Here is a 23,220-nt window from a genome sequence, read left to right as displayed (position 1 = left end):
GCTTCCTTGATTATTCTTGGTAGGCCGTGCGGGATTCGAACCTGCGACCAACGGATTAAAAGTCCGCTGCTCTACCAGCTGAGCTAACGACCCAAAGGTATAAACCTTGGCAACTTTCGGTATGGTAGGCCGTGCGGGATTCGAACCTGCGACCAACGGATTAAAAGTCCGCTGCTCTACCAGCTGAGCTAACGACCCCCGAAAGAAGCGAGATTATAGGGGATCACCAGCCCGGCTGTCAAATACCCAGCGGTAATTATTTGCCGCCGAGGCGCTGCTTGGCCGTCTCCGCCGCCGGCGAGTCCGGGTATTGCTTGATCAGGTCTTGCAGCGTCTTCCTGGCCGCCTTGTCCTTCAGCTCGGACTGGCAGCTGGCGATGTTCAGCATGGCGTCCGGCGCTTGCGGGCTGTCCGCGTAATTCTTCAGCACCACCAGCTGGGCGGTGATGGCGGCCTTGCAGTCGCGCTGGGCGAAGTAGGCGCTGCCCAGACGGTATTGGGCGTTGGGCGCATAGCCCGAGCCTGGATAGCGCTGAACGAACTCCTGTAGCGCCACGCTGGCCGCCTTGTAGTCGCCGGCCACAAACAGCTTGTTGGCCGCCTCAAACGAGCGCTGCTCGTTCGGATCGACCTGGGCGGTCTTGCCGTCGATGGTCACTTCGCGCGGCTCCAGCTTGCGAAGGCGCGTGTCGAGGTCGACGTAGAAGTCTTTCTGGCGCTTTTGTGCGTTGGCCAGCTCGTTGGACAGCACTTCGATCTGGCCGCGCAACTGGTTCACCTGCTGCAAGGTGGCGTCGTTCTGGTTGATCAGGTCCAGCGTGCTGGACTTGTCGGATTTGTTGTCGATGCGCGCCTGCAGGTCGCTGCGCATGGCTTCGACCTTGGAACGCAGGTCGAGCAGGGCTTTGCGGGCTTCGTCGTCGTCGAACAGGCCGGCATGGGCTTGCAGCGGCAGCCAGATCGTGGCGGCCAGCAGGGCGGCGCTCAGGCCGGATTTGGAGAGTTTCTTCATGTCGGACACTTTCACACAAATCGAATAGGAAAACGGGGCGGGACGCGGACTGTTCGCCGCGCGCCGCCCCGTATTATGCCTGTGACCCGGCAAATAGGTAGTGCTTTTGATTATTTGTAGACGATGTCGGCACGGCGGTTTTCTGCCCATGCTTCTTCGTTCGAGCCGGTGGCTTTCGGTTTTTCCTTGCCCAGCGATACGGCTTCGATCTGCGATTCAGGCACGCCCAGCGTGGTCATCGCCTTGCGCACGGCCTCGGCACGCTTCTGGCCCAGCGCCAGGTTGTACTCGGCGCCGCCGCGTTCGTCGGTGTTACCTTGGATCAGGATCTGGCGGTTTTTGTTTTTCACCAGGTAGGCCGAGTGGTTTTCCACCACCGGCTTGCCGTCGGCGCGCACGACGAAGCTGTCGAAGTCGAAGTAGACGCTGCGGTTCGCCAGCACGCCTTTTGGATCGTCCAGCGGATCGAGCGATTTGGTTTCCACCGGCGCCACGGTACGGATGTCGGCTTGCGGCTGGACGGACTTGTCGACCGGACGCTCAACCACCGGCGCCGGTTTGTTTTCGGCGATCGGGGTCGACGAGCAGGCGGACAGGATGGCGGCGGTGGTGACGATGAAGGCTAAGCTGCTGAGTTTACGCATAATCATTCTCCTAGTTGTGAAACGCAATTACTGCATGAACGGACCCCAGGTGGGCTCCTTGATATTGCCTGCCTGCGTGGTCAGGCGTTGCTTGACACGTCCGTCCACCGAGACCACGGCCAGCGATTTGCGGCCGCCGGCGCGGGTGGCGTACATGATGTATTTGCCGTTGGGGGCGAAGCTCGGCGATTCGTCGTCGGTGGCGTCCGACAGGCGCTGCTCCTGACTGCTGGCCAGGTCCAGCACGTACAGCTGGTAGTTGCCGTCGCGGCGCGAGATATAGGCCAGCGTCTTGCCGTCGGACGAGATGCGCGGGCTGGTGTTGTAGGTGCCGCTGAAGGTGACGCGCTTGGCGTCGCCGCCGTCCGGATTCATGCGGTAGATCTGCGGGCCGCCGCTGCGGTCGCTGGTGAAGTACAGGCTCTGGCCATCGGCCGACCATTGCGGCTCGGTGTCGATGCCGCCGCTGTTGGAGACGCGGCGCAGGCCGCTGCCATCGACGTTGACGGTGTAGACCTGGGTGTGGCCGTCCTTCGACAGCGCCACCGCCAGCTTGTTGCCGTTCGGCGACCACGACGGCGCCGAGTTGCTGCCTTTTTCATTGGCCACCACGGTGCGCGCGCGGGTGATCAGGTTCTGCACGTAGACCACCGGCTTTTTCTGCTCGAACGAGACGTAGGCGACCTTGGTACCGTCCGGCGACCACGATGGCGAGATGATCGGTTCGTTCGAGCGCAGCGCCAGCTGTTCGTTCTCGCCGTCGGCGTCGGCCACCATCAGCTGGTAGGTGCGGCCTTCCTGCTTGACGTAGGAGATGCGGGTGGAGAAGGCGCCGCGGATGCCGGTCAGCTTGAAGAACACGTCGTCGGCGATCAGGTGCGCCGACAGGCGGGTGAACTGGGCGGTGACGGCCTTGTCCAGGTTGGAGATCTTGTCCTGCTTGACGGTGTCGAGCAGCTTGTAGCGCACGTCGTAGCGGCCGTCGGCCAGCGCGTCGACGGTGCCGACCACCAGCGCGTCGGCGCCCTTGGCTTTCCAGCCGCTGTAGTCGATGTTGTTGACGTCGTTGATGACGCCGGCGTCGATGATCTTGAAGGCGCCGCTGCGCTCCAGGTCGGCCTTGATGATCTCGGAAATCTTTTGCGGCGACACGCCTTCGTTGGCGAAGCCGGCGATGGCGACCGGGATCTGGTTGCTGCCGACGCCGGAAATTTCGATCCGCATCTGGGCCTGGGCGCTGCCCATGGTGGCGGCGATGACCAGGCCGGTGTAAAGCATATTCAGTTTTTTCATATCAGTGCATTTCCTTCAGCTTGAAGTCGAGGGTAATTTCGCGCTCTACCGTACCATCTTTTTTCTTGGGCAGTGGTGACGATTTGGTAATCGCGTTTTCAATCGCATTATCGTAGGCGGTCGAGCCGCTGCTTTTTGTCTTGCGCATGCCGATGATCTCACCGGTCGGCAGCTGCGTGATCACATACGAGGCACTCAGGCTGTCGTCATCGGCGCCGTAGACCAGATTGCTCTTGATCTTGGCTTTGATCGCCGCCGCATAGCCGCCGTCGGTCCGGCCGCCGGTCGATTGCGCGGCCGTGCCGGTCGTGCCTTTGGCGGCGGCGCCGGTGATGCGGCTCATCTCGGCGGCGAAGGCTTTGTCCTTGGCGGCTTTGTCGGCCTTTTCCTTGGCCAGTTTTTCGGCGGCGGCTTTTTTCTTCTCTTTTTCAGCGGCCAGCGCTTTTGCCTTTTCTTCCTTCTCTTGCTGGTCGGCCTTTTCCTTGTCGGCTTTGGCTTTTTGCTCGGCCTTCTGCTTGGCCAGCAGTTTTTCCTTCTCGTCGGCCTCTTTCTTCAGGCGTGCCTGTTCCAGTTTCTCCAGGCGTTCCTCTTCCAGCTTTTTCTTCTTGATGCGCTGGAGGGCGATTTCCGGATCTTCCTTCGGTTCAGGCGGCGCCTCGACCTTGGGCGCTGGTGGCGGCGGCTTGACCACTTCCGGCTCCGGTTCCGGTTCCGGCGTGGGATCGGCCGGCGGTGCCGGCGGCGCGGCATCCTGCACCTTCATGTCCCAGATTTCGGCCTGCACTTCGACCGGGTCGTTGTTTTGCCAGCTCACGCCCACCCACAGGAACAGCAACAACACGGCGTGCACGGCGACGGCCAGAGAGCCGGCGCGCACGCCATTGCGTTGTCGCGGAACCTTGTACGGACCGCCAGCGGTTGCGGATTTCATATTCTGCATTTACTTGGTGGACAGTCCGACGCGGGTGATGCCCAGTTTCTTCGCTTCCGAAATCAGTTGGATGACGTCGTCATACTTGCTGTCCTTGTCGCCGGCGATCAGCACAGGATAGTCCGGATGCTGGTCGTGGATGGTGCGCAGCTTGCGCACCAGCGCGTCGCGGTTGGGCGCGGTTTCCGGCGCGTCCTCGTCCTTGCCCTTGACGCCGATCGACAGCGCGCCGTTCGGCTTGAGCACGATCTGCACGTAGTCGCTCGGCGGCTTGGTGGATTTTTCCGCGCGCGGCAGGTCGACCACGCTCGGATCGTTGGCCGACGGCATGACCATGAAGATGATCAGCAGTACCAGCATCACGTCGATGTAGGGCACCACGTTGATCTCGGACTTGAGCTTGCGGCCACGACCGCCGCGCATGCTGCTGGAGAAGGAGGAGGCCATGGTGATTAACGCGATTGACGTTGCAGGATGTTGGAGAACTCTTCAACGAAGCTCTCGAAGCGGATCGCCAGGCGGTCCACGTCGTAGGAGAAGCGGTTGTAGGCGACGAAGGCCGGAATCGCGGCGAACAGGCCGATGGCGGTGGCGATCAGCGCCTCGGCGATGCCCGGCGCCACGGCCGCCAGCGTCGCTTGCTGCACGTTGGCCAGGCCGCGGAAGGCGTTCATGATGCCCCACACCGTGCCCAGCAGGCCGATGTACGGCGACACCGAGCCGACCGAGGCGAGGAAGGCCAGGTGCGATTCGAGCGCGTCCATCTCGCGCTGGAACGCGGCGCGCATGGCGCGGCGGGCGCTGTCGAGGATGGCGCCGGTGTCCATGGTGTCGCGGCTGGCGGTGTAGGCCGCCTTCGATTTGATGAACTCGCCCATGCCGGCTTCGAAGATGCGCGCCAGCGGGCCGCTGTTGGCGCGGTCCTTGCCGGCGTTCTGGTACAGCGCGTGCAGGTTGCCACCGGCCCAGAAGGTTTTTTCAAATTCCACCGTCAGGCGGCGCGCCGAGTTGATCGCGAACAGTTTGCTGAAGATGTAGGTCCAGCTGGTCAGCGAAATGATGAACAGCAGCGCCATGATCAATTGCACGATCAGGTGCGCATTGGTGATGAGGGACAGGAAAGACAGGTCTTGGGTGACGTTCATTGTTTATCAGTCGGTTTGGGTGGTGGTACTGGTGGTGCGCATTTTGTCGGCGACGGCCGCCGGCACGGCGCGCGGACGCAGGGCGGCGTCGACACAGCCCACTTTGACACGGGCCGTGTTCAGCAACTGTTCGCCGCGCCACGCTTCCTGATGGAAAACGATGGAGGCGCGGCCGAGCTTTTCGATGCTAACCGTTAATTTTAGTTCATCATCGAGCTTGGCGGGCGCATGATACTCCGCGCTAACGCTTTTGACGACGAACAAGGTATCGTGCTGTGCCAGCAGCGTGTGCTGGCTCACATTGAGCGCGCGCAGCCACTCGGTGCGGGCGCGCTCGAAGAATTTGAGATAGTTTGCGTAATAGACGATACCGCCGGCGTCGGTGTCTTCGTAGTAGACCCGCACGTTCCAGATAAAATCTGCTGGCATGTTGTTTTGACTGCTAAAGTGAGTGAGCAACATTCTACGCGATATTGTTGTTTTGGTTGAATTTTATCAACTGGCGCGCAAAGGTGCCTTGACCACAGTAAAACGCTTTGCAGGCGGCTTGCCAAGTATTGTAACAATGCCTTACGAAATTATTTCGTGCATTAGGGGAAACTAAGTCTGGCTTAAGAGTGTGGCTGAGCAGGCGTTCCAGGGATTCCCGCTGGCGCGGGAATGGCCGGCGTTGTCAGGTGCTGCGCTTGATGTTGAGCGGGCCGTAGCCTTGACAGGTTGGCATCATGTCAATGCGGTTGATGTTGACGTGCGGCGGCAGCGTGGCGATCCAGTAGGCGGTGTTGGCGATGTCCTCGGCCGTCAGCGGCGTGGTGCCTTCGTAGACCTTGGCGGCCGCGGCGTCGTCCTTCAGGCGCACGTTGGAGAATTCGGTGCCGCCGCACAGGCCCGGCGCCAGGTTGGTGCAGCGCACGCCGGTGCCGGCCAGGTCGGCGCGCAGATTCTGCGTGAACTGGTTGACGAAGGCCTTGGTGGCGCCGTAGACGTTGCCGCCGGGGTAGGGCGTGGAGCCGGCGATCGAGCCGATGTTGATGATGGTGCCACCGCCGCGCTGCACCATGTCCGGCAGGATGGCGCGGGTCATCGCCACCAGGCCGCTGATGTTGGTGGCGATCATGGTGTCCCAGTCGTCCAGCGACGAGGTGTGGGCCGGCGTCACACCCAGCGCCAGGCCGGCGTTATTAATCAGCACGTCGATGGCGCGCCATGCCGGCGGCAGGCTGTCCAGCGCGGCTTGGATCGCGGCCTTGTCGGTCACGTCCAGCACGATCGGGTGGACGGCGTCGCCCAGTTCGGCCGCCAGCGTCTGCAAGCGGTCTTCGCGGCGGCCGCTGATCAGGACCCGGTGGCCGTTTTGAGCGAAGATGCGGGCCATCGCGGCGCCGAAGCCGGCGGTGGCGCCGGTGATGAAGACGATCATGGTCTGTCCTTGGTGTGAATGGGAAGGTGGACAAAATTGTAGCCGCAAACGGCGGTCGAGGTGGTCTTGCTTTAACGGCAACTCAATTTCTTGCTCAAATCTGGCGCATCAAATACAATTTGGCTTCCATTACGTCTCACGTAACTGGCGAAAAGCTGAAATAAGCCTGAAAAGCGCCCCATCGTGGTGCATTCAGGTCTGGTCAGCGAAAGGTGGGTATCCACCGGGAAACGTGAGATTTCACTAGCCGTTCGCCTGGGCAGCCCTCGATGGAAAGCACGAAGAGGCTGCCGGTCCGCTATGGCTTCTCTCATTCGATCCAACTGCCAGTAACAAAATACTCAATCGATTGGAGTTTTTTCATGTTCGCAAAAGATCACACCCTCGCCAGCGTAGACCCAGAGCTGTTCGGCGCCATTCAAAACGAAAACACCCGCCAGCACGATCACATCGAGCTGATCGCGTCGGAAAACTACACTTCGCCGGCCGTCATGGAAGCGCAAGGTTCGCAACTGACCAATAAATACGCCGAAGGCTATCCAGGCAAGCGCTACTACGGTGGCTGCGAGTACGTGGACGTCGTCGAGCAACTGGCGATCGACCGCGTTAAAAAACTGTTCGGCGCCGAAGCCGCCAACGTCCAGCCCAACTCGGGCTCGCAGGCCAACCAGGGCGTGTTCTTCGCCGTGCTCAAGCCGGGCGACACCATCATGGGCATGTCGCTGGCGGAAGGCGGCCACCTGACCCACGGCATGCCGCTGAACATGTCCGGCAAATGGTTCAACGTGGTGTCCTACGGCCTGACCGCCGAAGAGGACATCGACTACGTCGCCATGGAAGCGCTGGCCAAGGAACACAAGCCGAAGCTGATCATCGCCGGCGCCTCGGCGTTCTCGAAAAAGATCGACTTCGAGCGTTTCGCCGCCGTCGCCAAAGCGGTGGGCGCGTACTTCATGGTCGACATGGCCCACTACGCCGGCCTGATCGCCGCCGGCCTGTATCCGAATCCGGTGCCGCACGCCGACTTCGTGACCTCGACCACGCACAAATCGCTGCGCGGCCCACGCGGCGGCATCATCCTGATGAAGGCTGAACACGAGAAAATCATCAACTCGGCCATCTTCCCTGGCATCCAGGGCGGCCCGCTGATGCACGTGATCGCCGGCAAGGCCGTGGCCTTCCAGGAAGCGCTGCAGCCCGCGTTCAAGGAATACCAGCAGCAAGTGGTGAAGAACGCCGACGTGCTGGCCAAAACCCTGATCAAGCGCGGTCTGCGCATCGTGTCCGGCGGCACCGAGTCGCACGTGATGCTGGTGGACCTGCGTCCGAAGAATCTGACCGGCAAGGAAGCGGAAGCGATCCTCGGTTCGGCGCACATCACCACCAACAAGAACGGCATTCCGAACGATCCGCAGAAGCCTTTCGTGACCTCCGGTATTCGCCTGGGCTCGCCGGCGATGACCACCCGTGGTTTCGGCGAAGCGGAAGCGGAACAAGTCGGCAATCTGATCGCCGACGTGCTGGACAACCCGCATGACGCGGCCACCATCGAGCGCGTGAAGGCGGCGGTGAAGGTGCTGGCTGACAAGTTCCCTGTCTACGCCAAGTAAGTAACACGCGTCGTTCCGGTGTAAGCCGGGACGACGCTAACGAAGGTTTGCGTTGATATGAAATGTCCGTTCTGCCAGCATGAAGATACCCAGGTTCTCGATACGCGCGTATCCGAGGAAGGGGATGCTATTCGCCGGCGTCGGCGTTGCGGTAAATGTGATAAACGATTTACCACATATGAGCGTATCGAGTTGATGATGCCGTATGTGGTCAAGAAGAACGGCAGCCGTACCGAATACGCCAGTTCCAAGCTGCGTGGCAGCCTGGAGCTGGCCTTGCGCAAGCGCCCGGTCGCCGCGCCGGCGGTAGACGCGGCCATTGCGTCGATTGAAGAAAAGCTGCTGACCAGCGGCAAGCGCGAAGTCGACACCGGCTACATCGGCGAGCTGGTGATGCAGGAACTGAAGCGCCTCGACACGGTCGCTTACATCCGTTTTGCTTCGGTCTACAAAAACTTTGAAGACCTGGCCGAGTTCCAGGATGCGATTGCCGAAGCCGGCAAGAAAAGCTAGCGCACTGCTGGCACACGTTTGATACACATCATATTCTCTGCTTTAGCCGCTGCTAACTTCTGACGCAGTCTCCCCGACTTGCGGAGGTGTGCCATGCGCGCACGCGGCTCTACCTTGCTGGAAATTCTGATCGCGGTGCTGGTGCTCGCCCTCGGCGTCATCGGCGGCGTGGGCTTGCAACTGGGAGCGCTGCGCGCGCGGCATCAGGCAGTGCTGCTGTCGCAGGCGACGCAACTGGCGGTGTCGCTCGCCGAACGCATGCGCGCCAATCCGGCGCAATTCTCCACCTATCTCACGCTGAATTACGATGCGCTGGCCGAACCGTCGCCAGCCGCGCCATCGGCCTTGTGTCATGGCGATGCTTGCGACGCGGCGCAGCTGGCGTTTGCCGATTTGTATGACGCCAAGGTGCAGACCAGCCAGAACCTGCCAGGCGGCCGCGTGCTGGTGTGCCGCGATGCCGGTCTGTGGAGCGGCGGCAAGCTGCGCTGGGACTGCAGCGGCGGCGCGGCCGCGCCCGTGGTGGTCAAAGTTGGCTGGCGCGGCAAGCGCCCGGACGGCACGGCATCGGTCGACGCCGAAGGCGCCCATCCACCTGGCGTCGCGATGGTGGTGGGGAGGTCGCCATGAAACCCGCGCAAAGCGATGGCTGGGGCATGGCGGAGTTCCTGATCGCCATGGCGCTGGGTCTGCTGGTGACGTTGCTGGCCGGTGGCTTGCTGGTCGCGTCCGGCGGCAACTACCGCAACCACAGCGATAACGTCTGGCTTGCCGACGGCGGCCGTTATGCGATGTCGGTCATGGCGCAGTCGATTCGTCAGGGCGCTTACGTGGACTGGGATGGTGACGCGGTGCCGCCCGAGTTGGCGTCGGCGTCGGTGGCCGGGTTGGATGCCGCCAGCATCAGCCGCGCTGGTGAAGGCATCGACGCGCCCTGGCCGGCGGTGGCGCATGGCAGTGATGTGCTGGCCTTGCGATTCGCCGGCGCCGACGATGACGCCAGCATCAACTGCGGCGGCTTTGCGGTGCCCGCCGGGGTGCGCGGCTGGAGCATTTTTTACGTTGCCGCCGATGCCGGCGGCGAGGCGGAGTTGCGCTGTAAATATCGCGGCGCGGCTGGCTGGGGTGCCGATGCCGTGGTTGGTGGTGTCGATTCGTTTCAGGTGCTGTATGGCGTTGACCTCGATACGCCGCTGGACGGTGTGCCCAATACCTATCTGAACGCGACGGCGGTAACGGCGGCCGCCGCGTGGCAGCGTGTCGCCAGCGTGAAGCTGGCCTTGCTGCTGCGCGGCACCGTCAACTCACGCGCGGATACGGTGGCGGGGCGGTTCGATCTGTTTGGCCCCGCCTATGCGGACGCGCATCCGGAAGATGTGGGCGTGCGCGTGGATGAAGGATTGATGCCGCCGGCGGAGCGCCTGCGGGCGCGGCGCGTGTTCAGCATGACGGTGGCGTTGCGGAATCGGGATGGGTGAATCATGCGTCGGCAGCGGGGGATTGCGTTGTTGGTCAGCCTGATGCTGCTGATCATGGTGATGCTGCTGGGCGCTTCGGCGGCGCGGTTGGCCTTGCAGGGCGAGAAGGCGGCACGCGGCGAGCGCGACCGGGACGTTGCGTTGGCGGCGGCGGAGGATGGCTTGATGGATGCGGAACGCGATATTCAAGACAGCACCGATCCGGCGCGCCGCGCGGCGTTCGAGGGGGGCGAGGGCTTTGCCGAAAAATGCGGCGCGGGTGGCGCTGGCCTGCGCGTGAAATCTGCCGGGACGGCGTCGCCGGTGTGGAAGGTGGTCGATTTGTCCGGCGCGGAGGATGGCGGCGCGTGCACGGTGGCGCATGGCGCGTACACCGCGTCCGCCATGCCGACGGGGGAGGGCTTCTTGCCGTTCAAGAAGCCGCGTTATCTGATCGAGCGCATGGCGTGCCATCAACCCGGTGACGATGCGTCGGCCGGCGCCGCGCTGCGGTATTGCTACCGGGTCAGCGTCATCGGTTTCGGCGCGCGGCCCGAGACGGAGGTGGTCTTGCAAAGCGTGTTCAGCAAGCCGGAGGGGACGCCATGAAAAAGATCGTGATGATGGCGCTGGTCAGCTGCGTGGCGTCGGCCTCGCTGGCACAGGTGAAGATCGACAGCTTGCCGGTGGTGGCTGCGTGTAAGACAGGCAAAGCGAACGGGCCTGTGCTGCTGGATAGTGGCGATTTGTATCAGGCCGCGATCAATATCGGCGATTGGGGCGGCCATTTCTCGCGTTATGTGCTGGCTCCGGGAGCGACAGGTGGGGCGAGTGGCAAGCTGGCGTGGGACGCTGGCGCCATCCTTACCGGCTCGGCGGACAGCCCGCCTATGCCGACGCCGGCGCTGCGGCAAATCTACACGGCCGTCATTCAGCCGGATGGGGCGCTGGACATGGTGCCGTTTGTATGGCCGTCGCTATCATCCGCGCAGCAAGCGTTGTTGAACGCCGGGGGCGGCGTCGGCGAGCAGCGCGTGGCGTATCTGCGCGGCGAGCGCTCGCTGGAGGGCGCGCCATTTCGGCGACGCAGCAGTGTCCTGGGCGACGCGGTTCATAGCACGCCGGTCTACAACAGCCAGCCTGGCAAACGCGCGGCGGTCTATCTTGGCGCCAATGACGGCATGTTGCATGCCTTTGACGCCATAACCGGTATCGAACTGTTCGCCTACGTGCCGGACGCGCTGATCGCACATCTGCATCAGTTGAGCAATCCGGCCTATGTGCATCGCGCCTACGTGGACGGTCCCGCAAGCATCAGTGGCGGCACGCTTGTCTCCGCCATGGGCGGTGGCGCGACAGGCGTGTTCGCACTGGATGTGGCCGATCCGGCGCGCTTTGCCGAGGGGCGGGGCGTGCTGTGGGAGTTCACCGGCCGCGACGATCCGCTGATCGGCAATGTCATCACGCCGCCGCACATCGCTAATGTGCGTGTCAGCAAGGATGTGTATCGGCGTTTCGCGGTGGTGGCCAATGGGCTCAATGCGCACGATGGCGCCTTGTTCCTGCTGGCGCTTGATAAACCCAGGGGCGAAGGTTGGCTGCTTAATGCCAACTACTACCGCATCAAGACGCATCCTGGTGCGCTGAGCGCGCCGGTGCTGCTCAACGACAGCGACGGTGTGCTGCGCTATGGCTACGCGGGCGACCTGGATGGTAATTTGTGGCGCTTCGATTTCAGCGGCGGCGCACCGTGGGCGGTCGATAAACTGTTTGCCGCGCGCGACGCCAGCGGCAAGCATCAGCCGATCACGGAAATGCCGCTGCTGGCCTATGGTCGCGATGGCGTCTACATGATTCTGTTCGGCACCGGGCAACTGATTGAAACGGCGGACCGCGCCAGCACGTCGCAGCAGTCTTACTACGCTCTGATCGACAATCTTCACGACGTCATCAGCGGTCGCAGCCAGTTGACGCGACGATTCATGGATGGCGGTGATCTGGCCATGGAGCCTGGCAGCAAAGGCTGGTTTATCGACTTCACCGAGCCCAGAGAGCGCAGCACCCAGGCCGGCATCCTGGCCGACGGCGCCGTGCTGTTTAACACCGTGCTGCCGGGTGCGGATCTGTGCAGTCCGACGCGCAGCCGCAGCTATGCGCTGAGCGTGCTGTCCGGTTTGCCGGACGATGGCAACTTCATCGCGCGTTTGCCGGGCGGCGAGGCGATGGTTGGCGCCATGTTGCCCGACTATGCGCCTTCGCCCTTGCTGCTGTCGCCGGCCATGGCGGTCAGCACGCGCGATGCGTTGGGACGGATTCGGCAGGAAAAGAATTACGCTGTGGCGCAGATCGGCGCCGGAGGGTTGATTGTCGCCGCCGGCAGCGTGAAAGCGACGCGCCGCGTGGGGCGTCTCAGTTGGCGTGAAATCGCCAACTGGCGTGAATTGCACGAGGCCGCAAAATGAAACGCCGGGGATTCAGCCTGATTGAGCTGGCGGTGGTGCTGGTCATCGTGGCCGTGCTGGCGTCGCAGGCGTTGCCGGCTTATCAGCAGCATGTGATCCGCACGCGCCGCAACGAGGCGCAATCGGCGCTGCTAAAGTTGATGATGCAGCAGGAGCGCTTTCACACGCAGCACAATCAATACATCGCCTTCTCCGCCGGCGCCACCGAGCCGGAAGCGCGTCATTTCCAATGGTGGAGCGGCGGCAACCCAAAAACCAGCGCCTACGAGCTGGAAGGCCGGGCCTGCGATGACGAGCCGATCGCGCAGTGCATCCAGATCGTCGCCACGCCCGGTACCGGGCGGGTGGATAGCCGCTTCGCCGATGCGGACTGCCGCACGCTCAAGCTGACCAGCACCGGTGTGCGCCTGGCCACCGGTCCCGCCATGGGGTGCTGGCCATGAACCGCCGCCGCCGCGCCGGCCTCACGCTGATCGAACTGTTGATCGGGCTGGTGCTGGCCGCGATACTGCTTGGCGTCGCCGCGCCGGCTTTTCAACAGTCGCTGCAGCGGCTGCGCTTGCAAGCGGCGGTGAATGACCTGCTGGCGGCGCTGGACCTGACCCGCTCCCAAGCCATCGCCCATGGCGGCAAAGTGCTGATGGCGCCGCTTGACACCGCCGGCACCGACTGGCGCAGCGGCTGGGCCGTTTTTATCGACCGCAACGGCAATCGCCGTCCGGACGCCGGCGAACCGCTGCTGTTCCGTCACGATCCGCTGCGCGACGATATCCGCGTCACCTCCCGATTCACCTCCGGCAATGCGCCAACCTATGTCGCCTACAACGCCGCCGGCCGCACCTGCAGCGCCGCCAGCAGCCTGACCGCCCGCTGGGGCACGCTGTCGCTCAAGCAGGGCGACAAGGCCCGCAACATCATCATCAACATGCTTGGCCGCGTCCGCGTCTGCGATCCCGCCGTGGAGGGGGCGGACTGCGCCGGCGCAAGCGATTGAACTAGCCTTTATAATGTCGCGAAACCAATTCAGCAGGAATAACGTGGACATCAGGAACGATCTGGAGGGCATGACGCTGGCGCTAGCGTGGGCGGCCAGGGGGCTGTACACCACGGCGCCGAATCCGCACATCGGCTGCGTGATCGTGCGCGATGGCATGGTCATCGGCGCCGGCGTGACGCAGCAGGCGGGCAGCGACCACGCCGAGATCCAGGCGCTGAAGGAAGCCCAGGCGCGCGGCCACGATGTGCGCGGCGCCACCGCCTATGTGACGCTGGAGCCGTGCAACCACCACGGCCGCACGCCGCCATGCTCGGACGCGCTGGTGCGCGCCGGCCTCGGCCGCGTGGTGGCGGCGATGGAGGATCCGAATCCGCTGGTGGCGGGGCAGGGCATGGCCAAGCTGGCCGCGCATGGCATAGCGACCAGCGTCGGCCTGCTGGCCGAGCAGGCGTATGAATTGAATATCGGCTTCTTCTCGCGCATGACGCGCGGCCTGCCGTGGGTGCGCATGAAAACCGCCGCCAGCCTGGATGGCATGACGGCGCTGCATAACGGTGTCAGCCAGTGGATCACCGGGCCGGAGGCGCGCGCCGACGGCCATCATTGGCGCGCTCGGGCCTGCGCCATCCTGACCGGCATCGGCACCGTCAAGGCAGATGATCCGCAATTGAACGTGCGCGCCATCGAGACGCCGCGTCAGCCGCGCCGCATCGTGGTCGACAGCCAGCTTGATATTGACCTGTCCGCCAAGATATTGGTGGGGGGCGGGACGTGGATCGCCGCCGCCGTCGGCAACCCGGAGAAGGAGGCGGCGCTGGCCGCCGCCGGCCACGACGTCATGCTGCTGCCCAACGCGGCCGGCAAGGTGGACCTGCCGGCGTTGATGCGCGAGCTGGGGCGCCGTCAGATCAACGAACTGCACGTCGAAGCCGGCGGCAATCTGAATGGCTCGCTGATTCGTGAAGGCTGCGTCGATGAGCTGCTGGTTTATCTGGCCCCGTCGCTGATCGGTGACGCGCAAGGCATGTTCGCTTTGCCGGCGCTGACCGACCTGACGGACAGGAAGTTGTTGAAATTTCACGAGGTGAAGCAGATCGGTGAAGATCTGCGCATCCTTGCCCGATTCACTCATTAGGAAAAACTATGTTTACTGGTATCGTCGCCGCTGTCGGCAAAATTGAATCGGTGAAGCCGCTCGAAGGCGGCTCGTTCGCGGGCGTGCGCCTGGACATCCATGCCGGCGGCTTGCCACTGGCCGACGTCAACCTGGGCGACTCGATCGCCATCAACGGCGCCTGCATGACCGTTATCGAAAAGGACGCCACCAACTTCCGCGTCGATGTCTCGCGCGAGAGTCTGAACAAGACCGTCGGCCTCGACACGCTGACCGAAGTGAATCTGGAAAAAGCGCTGACCTTGAATGAGCGTCTCGGCGGCCACCTGGTGTCCGGCCACGTCGATGGTCTGGGCGTGGTGCGCAAGTTCGAGCCGGTGGGCGAGTCGTGGGAGCTGGTGGTGGAAGCGCCGCACGATCTGGCCAAGTTCCTGGCCTACAAGGGCTCGATCGTGGTCAACGGCGTGTCGCTGACGGTCAATCGCATCAGCGATCTCGGCGCCGGCGCCGATCTGGTGTGCCAGTTCTCGATCAACCTGATTCCGCACACCATCGCCGTCACCACGCTGAAGCATCTGGCCGTCGGCGCCAAGGTCAACCTGGAAATCGACCTGATCGCCCGCTACGTCGAGCGCATGGTGTCGCTCGGCGCGGCCTGAGCGCGCGACAATGTTTGCAGGATTGCCATGCGGCGTCGGTGGAAATCGGCCATTTGCGTGATAAAAGCGCCGTTTTACAGTAGGGCTGGCGTAAATCCTTTAAAATAGCGGGTTATTGAAATAGTCTCGCTCCGTCTTGAAGGATTAAAAATGTCAATTTCCAGCACCGAAGAAATCGTCGCCGAATTGCGCGCTGGCCGCATGGTGATCCTGGTCGATGAGGAAGACCGGGAAAACGAAGGTGACCTGGTGCTCGCGGCGGACTTCGTCACGCCGGAAGCCATCAACTTCATGGTCAAGTACGCGCGCGGCCTGGTGTGCCTGACGCTGACCGAAGAACGCTGCAACCAGCTCGAACTGTCGATGATGTCGACCAAGAACGGCACCGCCTTCGGCACCAACTTCACCGTCTCGATCGAGGCGGCCGAAGGCGTCACCACCGGCATCTCGGCCGCCGACCGCGCCAAGACCATCCAGGTGGCCGTCGCCAAGGACGCGCAGCCGTCCGATATCGTCCAGCCCGGCCATATCTTCCCGCTGAAGGCGCAAAAGGGCGGCGTGCTGATGCGCGCCGGCCATACCGAAGCCGGCTGCGACCTGACCGCCATGGCCGGCCTGACGCCGGCCTCGGTGATCTGCGAGATCATGAAGGACGACGGCAGCATGGCGCGCCTGCCGGATCTGCTGGAATTCGCCAAGGAACACAATCTGAAGATCGGCACCATCGCCGACCTGATTCACTACCGCAGCCGCCACGAGTCGCTGGTGGAAAAAGCCGGCGAGCGCACGCTGAAGACCGCCCATGGCGACTTCCGCATGATCGCCTACCGCGACAAGCCGAGTGGCTCGGCCCACCTGGCGCTGGTGCACGGCGACATCCAGCAAGGCAAGGAAACCCTGGTGCGGGTGCACCAGCCGGTGTCGATCCTCGACGTGCTGGAATCCGAGGCGACCACCCACTCGTGGAACCTGTCGTCGTCGATGGCCGCCATCAAGGCCGCCGACAGCGGCGTGATCGTGCTGCTGAACTGCGAAGAGACCGCCGAGCAGTTCTTCACCCAGTTCGAGGCGCTGTGCCATCCGGTCGACGCCAAGCCGAAGGGCCGCGCGGCCAGCATGGACCTGCGCAGCTACGGCATCGGCGCGCAGATCCTGCGCGAGGTTGGCGTGTGCAAGATGCAGCTGCTGGCCAGCCCGCGCAAGATGCCGTCGATGACCGGCTTCAATCTGGAAGTGACCGGCTACGTCGCCAAACCTAATTAATTAACCAACATACAAGAGGCCATCATGACCGTGGGAAGCTACGAAACCAATCTGAACGGCGAAGACCTGCGCATTGGCGTGGTACAAGCCCGTTTTAACGAAGACATCTGCCACGGCCTGCTGTCCGCTTGCCTGGCCGAGCTCAAGCACCTGGGCGTGGCCGACGAGGACATCCTGCACGTGACCGTACCGGGCGCGCTGGAGGTGCCGCTGGTGCTGCAGAAGATGGCCGAGTCGCAGCAGTTCGACGCGCTGATCGCGCTGGGCGCGGTGATCCGCGGCGAGACCTACCACTTCGAGCTGGTGTCGAACGAGTCCGGCGCGGGCATCACCCGCATCGGCCTGGACTACGGCATCCCGATCGCCAACGCCATCCTGACCACCGAGAACGACGAGCAGGCGGAAGTGCGCATGGCCGTCAAAGGCGCCGACGCCGCCCGCGTTGCTGTCGAGATGGCCAATCTGACCATCGCCCTGGAAGAGCTGAACCAGGATCAGGGCGACGACGAGTAAACACACGAAGGTAACAAGATGACTGATAAGACTACCCACGCCAACCCGAGCAAGAACCGCACGCCGCGTCACCGCGCGCGCGAGTTCGCGCTGCAGGGCTTGTACCAGTGGTTGCTGAACAATGAATCCGCCTCGACGGTGGTCAACCACATTCGCGGCGCGCACGGCTTCGACAAGGCCGACGCCGAGCACTTCACCGTGCTGCTGAACGGCGCCATCGGCTCGTCGGTCGAGTTGCGCGAGATTTTCGCGCCGCTGGTCGATCGCGGCATTAACGAGCTGTCGCCGATCGAGCACGCGGTGCTGCTGATCGGTACCTACGAGCTGAAGAACAATCTGGAAATCCCTTACCGCGTCGTGATCAACGAGGCGGTGGAGCTGACCAAATCGTTTGGCGGCATCGACGGCCACAAATACGTCAACGGCGTGCTGGACAAGGTTGCCGCCCAGTTTCGTCCGGAGGAAGTCGCCGCCGACAAGAAGCGCTGATCGCTTCCGGTATCGTCCAGAGCCACCCACGGTAGCGTGTGGTGGCTTTTTTTATTGTTGATTTGACCCGGCTGCCGGGTATCGGACAGAATTGCCTTTTCAGTCATCCGGAGCGGCATCATCGAACTATATAGCCGACATTGGCGGCGGCGCGGGTGGCTGGTGCTCATCGCCGGCGCACACGTGCTGGGATTCCTGTTCTGGCAAACGCCGGAGCGGCCGGTCGTGGCCGCGGCGACGTCGCGCGCGCCGATCACCTATATTCTGACGCCGCCACAACGGCCGGTGCCGGCCGTTGTGGCGGCGCATCCCGCCGGGCGAGCGCCGGCTCGATTGCGCGCCGCGCCCACGCCCGCGCCGGCAGCGGCGGTTGCCGCCACCGCGCCGCGGGCGATCACGATGCCGCTGGCGCCAGCCGCTGCGCCAGCGTCGTCGGAGCCGGCGGCGATGGCCGAGTCGGCGCCCACCCTGCCTTCCGACCCGTTTGCCTTGCCGGTGAAGCCGCAGGACGATCTGAAGCAGCGCGTCATCAAGGGCGCGGCCGCCGCCGACAAGCTGGCGCTGAAAGCCGCCTTTACGCAACGCGATCGCAAGCTGGTCAACGACGACACCGAGCTCGGCACGGCCATCGCCAAGGCCTACCGAGGTGGCGGCACGCGCCAAGTGGAGTTGGTGGCGGCGGACGGCAGCCGCATCACCAAATTTATTTCTCCTGGGGGGGGTGCGGTTTGCTACCGCTCCGCGTCCAACAACTTCAGCGGCGGACGCGATCCCTTCCGCGACACGGGCAAACTACTCGTCGGTCCCTGCCCATGAAAAACCGCCGGGCCGTTTGAACCAGCTCAACACGATAAGAACTGGCGGGTATTGGGTTCGGCGCCGCCACCGATAGCATGGTCGCCGACAAACTGGTCGAGGTGCGCCTGCTCGACGGCGGCGTGCAGTGGGTTTTGATTCACGTCGAGGTGCAGGCGCAACGCGACGCCGCCATGGTGCGCCGCATGCTGGACTATAACTACCTACAGGGCTGAAAAAGGATTGGAGCAGGGACGTCAGGTGGGACGACAGGAAGGACGCGAGGAAGGACGGAGAGAGGGGGCGCAGGAGCAAGCGGGCGCAATTGATTGAATGGAGTGAGCTGGTGCCGTAAGCGTCGTCACTGAACGATGTGTTCAAATAAGAAAAGCCGCTTGGCCAAGGACGACGTTGCTTGGCTAAGCGGCTTTCTTGCGATGCTGGCGTGAATTACAGGCCGGCGATCTGCGTGCCGTTGACCGATTTCTCGGCATCGGCTGCGGCGACTGGCGCTGCCGGCTTGGCTTGCGCGGCGGCCATCACTGGGGTGATGGTCGGTACTTTCTTGCCGGTCGAAACCTGCTTCAGGCGGTTGTACTCCGCCAGAACACGGGCGCCATAGCCGTCATCATGGGCAAAGGCCGCTGCGCCGACGTAGCTCTTCAGGCCGGCTTCCACCGAACCGCCACGGGTCACGTAATCCTTCAGGATCAGCGAGCCGACGCGGATGTTGGCCACCGGATTGAGCGCGGCTTGCAGGCCGCCCATTTCCTGGAACTTCTCGTGGTGCACTTTCGACATGACTTGCATCAGGCCTTGCGCGCCCATCGGGCTTTCAGCGAACGGGTTCAGGCCCGACTCGATGGCCATCACCGCCAGGATCAGCAGCGGATCGAGTTTGATCTCGCGCGCGGTCAGGTAGGCGGTCGAAACCAGCATGTTGGTGGCGTCGCCGGCGACGCGGTAACGCTTCGACAGCCAGCTGGTCACCCATTTCTGCTGTTTCTCGGAACCCAGCAGGGCCTTGTCTTCAGCCGACAACGCGTCGGTGCTGGCGGTCGCGGCCGGCGTGGCTGGCGCTTCCATCAGGGCCGACAGCGGTGGCGCCGTGACGACCGGCATGGCCGTCTCCGGCGCGCGGTTCAGGCTGTCGCTGAGGGCTTTGGCCAAATCCGGACGGACAAACAGTACTGCCATTACAACCAATGCGGTCACACCAACGATGGTGAGGGTGTGCTGGGCGGTGGTCAACACGCCCTTTGCCGAAATGCGCTTCGTGGATAACCACGCGGCTGGCTGGCAAGCCATCAAACGGGCAAACGACGTTGCACCGGTATTACTATTAATCATAAAGTTCCCCTGAAATGTCCGTAAAAGCGAGTCCCTGCCAGCGTCAGACGCAGCTATCCCAGGTCATGCTCATGCCGTGCATCAGAAATATTCGTTCGTCGCCGCTGTAGGGAGCGTGCGATGGAACGCCATCATTGCTTGCTTGTTGCTGATCTCTCCAGTGGAGTCAACCAGAATGCAATACAACTATTTTCGGGGAGGAAGGCAGACGCCTTTTGAAAACACTCCTTAAAATGTCATGTGGAGCCCCGACTCCGTGAATGAATGAGCGACAAACTTCTCGTCCAGAGACCTGTCCTCTTCAAGTAGGGTGGATTGTATGAGGCGTTTTATATCAAGTCAATACTAACGACAATCGTCTTTATAACTTTTAAATCTAGAATTTTCCCTTGTGTTCGATGGAAAACCAATAAAATCAACCACTTGACCTGTATTTTTAAACAGTACGCTTTAATGTAAGAAAATATTAAAAACCGATGAAATATTCCGATCTGCGAGATTTTATTTCCCAACTGCAAGAAATGGGGGAACTTAAACCCATTTTGACGCCTGTTTCGCCGCATTTAGAGATGACCGAGTTTTGCGACCGCACGTTGCGCGCCGGCGGACCTGCGCTGCTGTTCCAGCATCCTACCGGCCACAGCATGCCGGTGCTGGCCAATCTGTTCGGCACGCCGCGCCGGGTGGCGCTGGGCATGGGGGCCAGCGAGGTCGGCGAACTGCGCAAGATCGGCCACGTGCTGTCGCGCTTGAAAGAGCCGGAACCGCCGCGCAACTTCAAGGACCTGATGGGCCTGGGCTCGCTGGTGAAGGCCGTGTGGGACATGGCGCCGAAGGAGTTGCGCGGCGCGCCATGCCAGGAAATCGTTTGGGAAGGCCATGATGTCGATTTGTCGAAATTGCCGATCCAGCACTGCTGGCCGGGCGACGTGGCGCCGCTGATCACTTGGGGCCTGGTCATCACCAAGGGCCCTAATAAGAAGCGGCAGAATCTGGGCATCTACCGCCAGCAGGTGCTGGGTCCGAACAAGGTCATCATGCGCTGGCTGGCGCATCGCGGCGGCGCGCTGGACTTCCGCGAGCACGCCATTCAGAGCAAGGGCAAGCCGTATCCGGTGTGCGTGGCGCTGGGCGCCGATCCCGCTACTATATTAGGGGCGGTGACGCCGGTGCCGGACAGCCTGTCGGAATACCAGTTCGCCGGCCTGCTGCGCGGCAGTCGCACCGAGCTGGTCAAGGCGATCGGCAGCGAGCTGCGTGTGCCGGCCTCGGCCGAGATCGTGCTGGAGGGGCATATCTATCCGGACGAAAACCACCCGTCCGGCTACGAGCATGCGCTGGAGGGGCCGTATGGCGACCACACCGGCTACTATAATGAGCAGGACTGGTTCCCGGTGTTCACCATCGACCGCATCACCATGCGCCGCGATCCGATCTATCACTCGACCTACACCGGCAAGCCGCCGGACGAGCCGGCCGTGCTGGGCCTGGCGCTGAACGAGGTGTTCATCCCGCTGCTGCAAAAGCAGTTCACCGAGATCACCGACTTCCACTTGCCGGCCGAAGGCTGCAGCTACCGCATGGCGGTGGTGCAGATCAAGAAGCAGTACGCCGGCCACGCCAAGCGCGTGATGTTCGGCGTGTGGAGCTTCCTGCGCCAGTTCATGTACACCAAGTTCATCGTGGTGGTGGACGAGGACGTCAATATCCGCGACTGGAACGAGGTGATCTGGGCGATCACCACCCGCGTCGATCCGATCCGCGACACCACGCTGGTCGACAACACGCCGATCGACTATCTCGACTTCGCCTCGCCGGTCAGCGGTTTGGGCAGCAAGATGGGCATCGACGCCACCAACAAATGGCCGGGCGAAACCAGCCGCGAGTGGGGCACGGTGATCGCCATGTCGCCCGAGGTGAAGACGCGTGTCGATCAGATTTGGCAGGAACTGGGGCTGTAAGGTATAATGCGGTCTGGCGGGCCCCTGCGCATTGTGGCATGGCCAACCTGGTCAGGTCGGGAACGAAGCAGCCACAGCCGTTTACCATAAGTGCCGCAGATCAGGCTCGCCTCCTGATTCATGAAAAAGCTCCCTTCGGGGGGCTTTTTTCATTTCTACTCAATCCGAGCCCGACTTGTTACAATGGCCGCTTTGGCACCCCGCGATACGGTAAAATTCCAGCATGTCCTATCAAGTCCTCGCCCGTAAATACCGCCCGAAGAACTTCGAAACGCTCGTCGGTCAGGAGCACGTGGTTCGCGCGCTGACGCATGCCTTGCATAGTGGCCGGCTGCATCACGCGTATCTGTTTACCGGCACGCGCGGCGTCGGCAAGACCACCTTGTCGCGGATTCTGGCCAAGTCGCTCAACTGCGTGGGACCGGATGGCCAGGGCGGCATCACCGCCACGCCGTGCGGCGTGTGCGAAGCCTGCACCGCGATCGACAGCGGCCGCTTTGTCGATTACATCGAAATGGACGCCGCCTCCAACCGCGGCGTCGACGAGATGGCGCAGTTGCTGGAGCAGGCGGTGTACGCGCCGAGCAATGCCCGCTTCAAAGTCTATATGATCGATGAGGTGCACATGCTGACCAACCACGCCTTCAACGCCATGTTGAAGACGCTGGAGGAACCGCCCGAGCACGTCAAATTCATTCTGGCGACCACCGATCCGCAGAAGATTCCGGTGACGGTGCTGTCGCGCTGTCTGCAATTTAATCTGAAGCAAATGCCGCCGGGCCACATCATCGGCCATCTGGAAAATATTCTGGGGCAGGAGGGCATCAGCTTTGAACAGCCGGCGCTGCGCCTGCTGGCGACCGGCGCGCATGGTTCGATGCGTGACGCGCTGTCCTTGACCGACCAGGCGATCGCCTACGCCGCCGGCGCGGTGACGCTGGACGCGGTGCAGGGGATGCTGGGCGCGCTCGACCAGTCGTACCTGGTTCGTCTGCTCGACGCGCTGGCGGCGCAGGACGGCGCCGATCTGCTGGCCGTGGCCGATGAGATGGCCACGCGCAGCCTGTCGTACAACGGTGCCTTGCAGGATCTGGGCACCTTGCTGCACCGGATCGCGCTGGCGCAGACGGTGCCGGCGGCGCTGCCGGAAGATTTGCCGGAGTATGCCGACATCGTGCGTCTGGCCGCCGCGTTTGACGCGGAAGAGGTGCAACTGTATTACCAGATCGCTGTGCATGGCCGCAATGAATTGGGACTGGCGCCGGATGAGTATGCCGGCTTCTCGATGACGCTGTTACGGATGTTGGCCTTTCGCCCCGGCGTAGGCGGGGCGGAGGGGCAACCAGCGGCGGCGCCGGCGGTGTCGCGTCAGGCGGCGATGGCTTCGGCCCGTGCCGCCGTCGGCGCCACGCCGGCACGCGCGGCCGCCAATGTACAGGCAAGCCACGCCAGCGTGGTGCCGCCGTCGGTGATCGCCGGCGCCGCCGCGATGGCGCGCAATGACGCGCCTGCCGCGCCGCTGCGCCCGGCGGCGCCAGTTGCCGCTGTGGCCCCGACGGCTCCGACACCTTCGGTAGCGCCAGCGGTGCAGC

26 protein-coding genes, 2 tRNA genes, 1 other RNA gene and 1 riboswitch are annotated in these 23,220 nt (G+C 62.9%); of the genes, 18 read left to right on the top strand and 11 right to left on the bottom strand.

Translation table 11 applies throughout. The features are described from left to right. Window positions 1-17: 17 nt before the first annotated feature. From GTP44_RS24440 to GTP44_RS24395, 10 genes are all read right to left on the bottom strand, one after another. Window positions 18-93: transfer RNA gene (locus tag GTP44_RS24440), tRNA-Lys, on the bottom strand. Between the two features lie 29 nt (window positions 94-122). Further along, window positions 123-198 (bottom strand) — tRNA-Lys (locus tag GTP44_RS24435). 58 nt (window positions 199-256) lie between these two features. Next, window positions 257-1,012 (bottom strand): tol-pal system protein YbgF, encoded by a 756-nt coding sequence (gene ybgF / locus GTP44_RS24430; protein WP_160992213.1) that lies wholly within the window; start codon window positions 1,010-1,012, stop codon window positions 257-259. 110 nt (window positions 1,013-1,122) lie between these two features. After that, window positions 1,123-1,656: a peptidoglycan-associated lipoprotein Pal gene (pal, locus tag GTP44_RS24425; RefSeq protein ID WP_160992212.1), complete on the bottom strand. Its 534-nt coding sequence runs from the start codon at window positions 1,654-1,656 to the stop codon at window positions 1,123-1,125. 27 nt (window positions 1,657-1,683) lie between these two features. Continuing rightward, the gene (gene tolB / locus GTP44_RS24420; RefSeq protein WP_161021465.1) at window positions 1,684-2,949 is read right to left on the bottom strand and encodes a Tol-Pal system beta propeller repeat protein TolB; all 1,266 of its coding nucleotides are present in this window, start codon (window positions 2,947-2,949) and stop codon (window positions 1,684-1,686) included. Window position 2,950: 1 nt separating this feature from the next. Beyond that, window positions 2,951-3,880, bottom strand: a complete 930-nt coding sequence (tolA, locus tag GTP44_RS24415) for a cell envelope integrity protein TolA (protein WP_161021464.1) — start codon at window positions 3,878-3,880, stop codon at window positions 2,951-2,953. A gap of 9 nt (window positions 3,881-3,889) precedes the next feature. Further along, the gene (locus GTP44_RS24410) at window positions 3,890-4,327 is read right to left on the bottom strand and encodes an ExbD/TolR family protein (protein WP_160992209.1); all 438 of its coding nucleotides are present in this window, start codon (window positions 4,325-4,327) and stop codon (window positions 3,890-3,892) included. A 5-nt stretch (window positions 4,328-4,332) separates the two neighbouring features. Then, window positions 4,333-5,025: a protein TolQ gene (gene tolQ, locus GTP44_RS24405; protein ID WP_160992208.1), complete on the bottom strand. Its 693-nt coding sequence runs from the start codon at window positions 5,023-5,025 to the stop codon at window positions 4,333-4,335. 6 nt (window positions 5,026-5,031) lie between these two features. Then, window positions 5,032-5,454, bottom strand: a complete 423-nt coding sequence (gene ybgC, locus GTP44_RS24400) for a tol-pal system-associated acyl-CoA thioesterase (RefSeq protein WP_160992269.1) — start codon at window positions 5,452-5,454, stop codon at window positions 5,032-5,034. Window positions 5,455-5,698: 244 nt separating this feature from the next. Then, on the bottom strand, window positions 5,699-6,445 hold the full coding sequence (locus GTP44_RS24395) for an SDR family NAD(P)-dependent oxidoreductase (RefSeq protein WP_160992207.1): 747 nt from the start codon (window positions 6,443-6,445) through the stop codon (window positions 5,699-5,701). 130 nt (window positions 6,446-6,575) lie between these two features. Continuing rightward, window positions 6,576-6,713: riboswitch (ZMP/ZTP riboswitch) on the top strand. Window positions 6,714-6,807: 94 nt separating this feature from the next. Between GTP44_RS24395 and glyA the strand changes: the two genes are divergently transcribed. The 15 genes from glyA to GTP44_RS24320 all read left to right on the top strand — a co-directional run bounded on the left by glyA (window position 6,808) and on the right by GTP44_RS24320 (window position 18,553). Then, window positions 6,808-8,055 carry a serine hydroxymethyltransferase gene (gene glyA / locus GTP44_RS24390; protein WP_161021463.1) on the top strand — a complete coding sequence of 416 codons (1,248 nt, stop codon included), beginning with the start codon at window positions 6,808-6,810 and terminating at the stop codon, window positions 8,053-8,055. A 57-nt stretch (window positions 8,056-8,112) separates the two neighbouring features. Further along, window positions 8,113-8,568, top strand: a complete 456-nt coding sequence (gene nrdR, locus GTP44_RS24385) for a transcriptional regulator NrdR (RefSeq protein ID WP_160992205.1) — start codon at window positions 8,113-8,115, stop codon at window positions 8,566-8,568. 93 nt (window positions 8,569-8,661) lie between these two features. Further along, a complete protein-coding gene (gene pilV / locus GTP44_RS24380; RefSeq protein WP_160992204.1) occupies window positions 8,662-9,198 on the top strand; it encodes a type IV pilus modification protein PilV in 537 nt (178 codons plus the stop codon). Then, on the top strand, window positions 9,195-10,046 hold the full coding sequence (locus GTP44_RS24375) for a PilW family protein (protein WP_161021462.1): 852 nt from the start codon (window positions 9,195-9,197) through the stop codon (window positions 10,044-10,046). The genes pilV and GTP44_RS24375 overlap by 4 nt, the downstream gene beginning before the upstream one ends. 3 nt (window positions 10,047-10,049) lie before the next feature. Beyond that, window positions 10,050-10,634: a pilus assembly PilX family protein gene (locus tag GTP44_RS24370; RefSeq protein WP_161021461.1), complete on the top strand. Its 585-nt coding sequence runs from the start codon at window positions 10,050-10,052 to the stop codon at window positions 10,632-10,634. Then, window positions 10,631-12,487: a pilus assembly protein gene (locus GTP44_RS24365; RefSeq protein WP_202424213.1), complete on the top strand. Its 1,857-nt coding sequence runs from the start codon at window positions 10,631-10,633 to the stop codon at window positions 12,485-12,487. Before GTP44_RS24370 ends, GTP44_RS24365 begins: the two co-directional genes overlap by 4 nt. Further along, window positions 12,484-12,930, top strand: a complete 447-nt coding sequence (locus GTP44_RS24360; RefSeq protein WP_161021460.1) for a type IV pilin protein — start codon at window positions 12,484-12,486, stop codon at window positions 12,928-12,930. Before GTP44_RS24365 ends, GTP44_RS24360 begins: the two co-directional genes overlap by 4 nt. After that, entirely contained in the window at window positions 12,927-13,481 is a 555-nt protein-coding gene (locus GTP44_RS24355) for a GspH/FimT family pseudopilin (protein ID WP_160992200.1), read from the top strand. The genes GTP44_RS24360 and GTP44_RS24355 overlap by 4 nt, the downstream gene beginning before the upstream one ends. 70 nt (window positions 13,482-13,551) lie before the next feature. After that, window positions 13,552-14,619 (top strand): bifunctional diaminohydroxyphosphoribosylaminopyrimidine deaminase/5-amino-6-(5-phosphoribosylamino)uracil reductase RibD, encoded by a 1,068-nt coding sequence (ribD, locus tag GTP44_RS24350; protein WP_202424215.1) that lies wholly within the window; start codon window positions 13,552-13,554, stop codon window positions 14,617-14,619. A gap of 8 nt (window positions 14,620-14,627) precedes the next feature. Continuing rightward, on the top strand, window positions 14,628-15,257 hold the full coding sequence (locus GTP44_RS24345; protein ID WP_160992198.1) for a riboflavin synthase: 630 nt from the start codon (window positions 14,628-14,630) through the stop codon (window positions 15,255-15,257). A gap of 150 nt (window positions 15,258-15,407) precedes the next feature. Then, window positions 15,408-16,520 carry a bifunctional 3,4-dihydroxy-2-butanone-4-phosphate synthase/GTP cyclohydrolase II gene (gene ribBA / locus GTP44_RS24340; RefSeq protein ID WP_160992197.1) on the top strand — a complete coding sequence of 371 codons (1,113 nt, stop codon included), beginning with the start codon at window positions 15,408-15,410 and terminating at the stop codon, window positions 16,518-16,520. A 24-nt stretch (window positions 16,521-16,544) separates the two neighbouring features. Further along, entirely contained in the window at window positions 16,545-17,033 is a 489-nt protein-coding gene (gene ribH, locus GTP44_RS24335) for a 6,7-dimethyl-8-ribityllumazine synthase (RefSeq protein ID WP_160992196.1), read from the top strand. A gap of 18 nt (window positions 17,034-17,051) precedes the next feature. Beyond that, window positions 17,052-17,522 carry a transcription antitermination factor NusB gene (gene nusB, locus GTP44_RS24330; protein ID WP_160992195.1) on the top strand — a complete coding sequence of 157 codons (471 nt, stop codon included), beginning with the start codon at window positions 17,052-17,054 and terminating at the stop codon, window positions 17,520-17,522. Between the two features lie 183 nt (window positions 17,523-17,705). Further along, the gene (locus GTP44_RS24325) at window positions 17,706-18,338 is read left to right on the top strand and encodes a hypothetical protein (RefSeq protein WP_161021458.1); all 633 of its coding nucleotides are present in this window, start codon (window positions 17,706-17,708) and stop codon (window positions 18,336-18,338) included. Window positions 18,339-18,415: 77 nt separating this feature from the next. Further along, window positions 18,416-18,553 carry a hypothetical protein gene (locus GTP44_RS24320; protein ID WP_160992193.1) on the top strand — a complete coding sequence of 46 codons (138 nt, stop codon included), beginning with the start codon at window positions 18,416-18,418 and terminating at the stop codon, window positions 18,551-18,553. Between the two features lie 214 nt (window positions 18,554-18,767). Here GTP44_RS24320 and GTP44_RS24315 read toward each other — a convergent pair whose 3' ends face one another. Further along, window positions 18,768-19,625 carry a lytic transglycosylase domain-containing protein gene (locus tag GTP44_RS24315; protein WP_229257068.1) on the bottom strand — a complete coding sequence of 286 codons (858 nt, stop codon included), beginning with the start codon at window positions 19,623-19,625 and terminating at the stop codon, window positions 18,768-18,770. A 518-nt stretch (window positions 19,626-20,143) separates the two neighbouring features. On the opposite strand from GTP44_RS24315, the gene ubiD reads away from it, so the two are divergent. The 3 genes from ubiD to dnaX all read left to right on the top strand — a co-directional run. Then, window positions 20,144-21,628 carry a 4-hydroxy-3-polyprenylbenzoate decarboxylase gene (ubiD, locus tag GTP44_RS24310; RefSeq protein ID WP_161021456.1) on the top strand — a complete coding sequence of 495 codons (1,485 nt, stop codon included), beginning with the start codon at window positions 20,144-20,146 and terminating at the stop codon, window positions 21,626-21,628. Window positions 21,629-21,643: 15 nt separating this feature from the next. Next, an RNA gene (gene ffs / locus GTP44_RS24305) (signal recognition particle sRNA small type) lies at window positions 21,644-21,742 on the top strand. A gap of 109 nt (window positions 21,743-21,851) precedes the next feature. Beyond that, on the top strand, window positions 21,852-23,220 hold a 1,369-nt coding region (dnaX, locus tag GTP44_RS24300; protein ID WP_161021455.1), incomplete at its 3' end, for a DNA polymerase III subunit gamma/tau.

The sequence above is a fragment of the Duganella lactea genome (assembly GCF_009857505.1).
GTDB classification, from domain to species: domain Bacteria; phylum Pseudomonadota; class Gammaproteobacteria; order Burkholderiales; family Burkholderiaceae_D; genus Rugamonas; species Rugamonas lactea.
Note: the sequence above shows the minus strand (reverse complement) of the source record. Positions and strands in the feature narration are given on the sequence as shown.